Below are 2,431 nucleotides of genomic sequence, written 5' to 3' on the forward strand. Positions count from 1 at the left end.
GCTCAAGCCTTCTTTTTATCCCAAACAGCTAGTCGTTCTTCATCCATCATACGCCATTCTATTACCTGGATTCTTTCTCGAGGCGTTAATGAAATATGTTTGTTCACTTTCTTGTAAATATATGCTCTCTCTCGAAAGATAGGATGCTTTTGATGGAGTTGAATGTGACAAGATGTATGTAGAAGTTGAAGATTACCATATTCATTTGTTCCTCCGTACACTTTAGGAACTTTATGATGTATTTCTAGTGCTTCTCCGTTTTGTAGAGCCTCTTCACACATTGGACAGATATATTTCTGTTTCTTTGCAATCTTGATTCGAGTTAGCGTATTATTGTTCTCAAAATCTTTTTTATTTCGTTTGGCAAAATAATCAGAGAGTTCAGGATTATCCGGGCTGTTTTTGTATCTTATCCCAATATGCCTTACAATGGGGGTCCAAACCATTTTATAGATTTGATACTGTGTCTTTGGACAGGTAAGAACCCATTTATCATGTCCTCCATGCTTAGGTTTTCGAAAATATTGTTTTACAATCCATTTCCAACTTTTCTTTGGATGCAAATGTTTTACATGTCGTACAACATTTCCCCATATAAAGTAATCAATCGATGAAAACACCTTTTTCGATACTACATGTCTCCAGTAATACACATACCCCCGGATTATTGAATTTAGGTTTGTTAATAGCGTATAAACAGGTTTCCCTTTCAAGTTTTGGAAAGTTGTTTTAATTTTCTTCTTAGCTTTTTGAATGCTTGTTTTTGACGGTTTTATTAACAATTTATTCTTGTCTTGCACATATTGTTTAATATGAAAACCTAGAAAATCAAAACCCTCAGTAATGTGAGTAACATGGGTTTTATCTGTTGCTAATGTAATTCCGCGTTTCTCGAGATATGGTACTAACTCTCGATACAAGGATTCGGCTTCTTTTTTGGTTTGACAAGCGATGATAAAATCATCTGCGTAGCGAACCATTGCCTTTGTACATTTGACATGAATATTATAGATAGTACCTTGTCTTTTTGTGTTACTCTTACTGTATCTAATACCGAGTTCTTTCTCCATACCATGTAAGGCGATATTAGCCAAGAGAGGTGAAATCACTCCTCCTTGAGGAGAACCTGCTGTTGTAGGGTGAAACACTTGATTATCTACATACCCAGATGCTAACCATCTTCTAACAATTTCTTTTGCTGGGAAGTTTTGAATTTTCTCTAAGATGTGTTCATGATTGAGATTATCGAAACACCCTGCAAAATCCCCTTCAAATACCCAAACTTTTTTGCTTTTGGAGTTTAGTTTATTAAAGATATTCGCTATGGCATCATGCGCACTACGCTTTGGACGGAATCCGTACGAAATGGGTTCAAATTCTGCCTCCCACTCCGGCTCCAGGGCGTTTCTGACGATATTCTGCCAAATTCTATCCTTAACTGTCGGAATGCCCAACGGGCGTAATTTTCCATTTTTCTTCGGAATGTGTATGCGCTTTACTGCTCTCGGGCGATGTAATTTGATATTTTGGGAACTCATTTGATGAAACAATGCTACCCTAGACCTAGGTGATAATATACGTTCTCCATCAATACCCGCTGTGCGCTTCCCACGGTTTATTTGTGTAACTCTTTTAATTGATAACAATAGATTCGCTTTGCTCCGAAGCATAAGACGTTGTAATTTTCTTACTCTTCTACTTTGGTTTTGTTGTTTGGCACGAAAAATTCGTTGTCGTAACTTCCTTACATACCTTTCGATTTCTTTCCATTGAATTGTAGACCAATCTGTAAGTGAAGGAATAGCCGACGCCTTGTGAGCTGTATCCATAACTAGATTCCTTCCTTTCGGCAGAAGTTTTTTTTCGCTTTTTTTCGTGTTGAAGACCTGTTGGAAGTCTGCACCCTTTCGGGTTGCATCATTAGTTTTTTTTCCCCTGGATGCTATTCGCACAGTTATGAGTTCCTGTTGTCTTTCGACCTTGCGACTTTCGCTTTTTCCAACATCCCATACCCTCTATAACGTCATTTTGCCTTACGACATCCTTACTGTACAACGTACAGATTATATAGGGCTTACCAAGTTCCACTTCTAATAGATACGATGAGGGAAGGTACCTTCTTCTACTCCGACGGATATGTAGGTTGTCTCTCAGTAGCATACAAAGTCCACTTTTCTAATCCGCAGTTCCAATGTATCAACGTCTTTCATTAGATTTGTAGTAACGAAGCTTAAGAAGATTCACTGTCGTTTACCTTTCTCATCTTTCCCTAGCACGGATTGAATGTACGTTCATCGCTTCCTTATGCATTCCCTCATGCAACCAACCCTGCCATTACTGGCAACGCTGTTTTGGGTGGAAATATTCTTGACAACTAGAATAGCGTATCCTTATGGATACGCACTATTATGAAGCGACTTCTTGTCGCGCT

General features: G+C 38.4%; 1 protein-coding gene. It reads right to left on the bottom strand.

The genetic code is table 11. The features are described 5' to 3' along the window. Positions 1-2 precede the first annotated feature (2 nt). Positions 3-1,829, bottom strand: coding sequence for a group II intron reverse transcriptase/maturase (ltrA, locus tag MR169_RS27850; protein WP_242320385.1), 1,827 nt, complete (start codon positions 1,827-1,829; stop codon positions 3-5). Between the last annotated feature and the right edge of the window lie 602 nt (positions 1,830-2,431).

The sequence above is a fragment of the Bacillus cereus group sp. BfR-BA-01349 genome, from assembly GCF_022663795.1.
In the GTDB taxonomy this organism is placed as follows: domain Bacteria; phylum Bacillota; class Bacilli; order Bacillales; family Bacillaceae_G; genus Bacillus_A; species Bacillus_A cereus.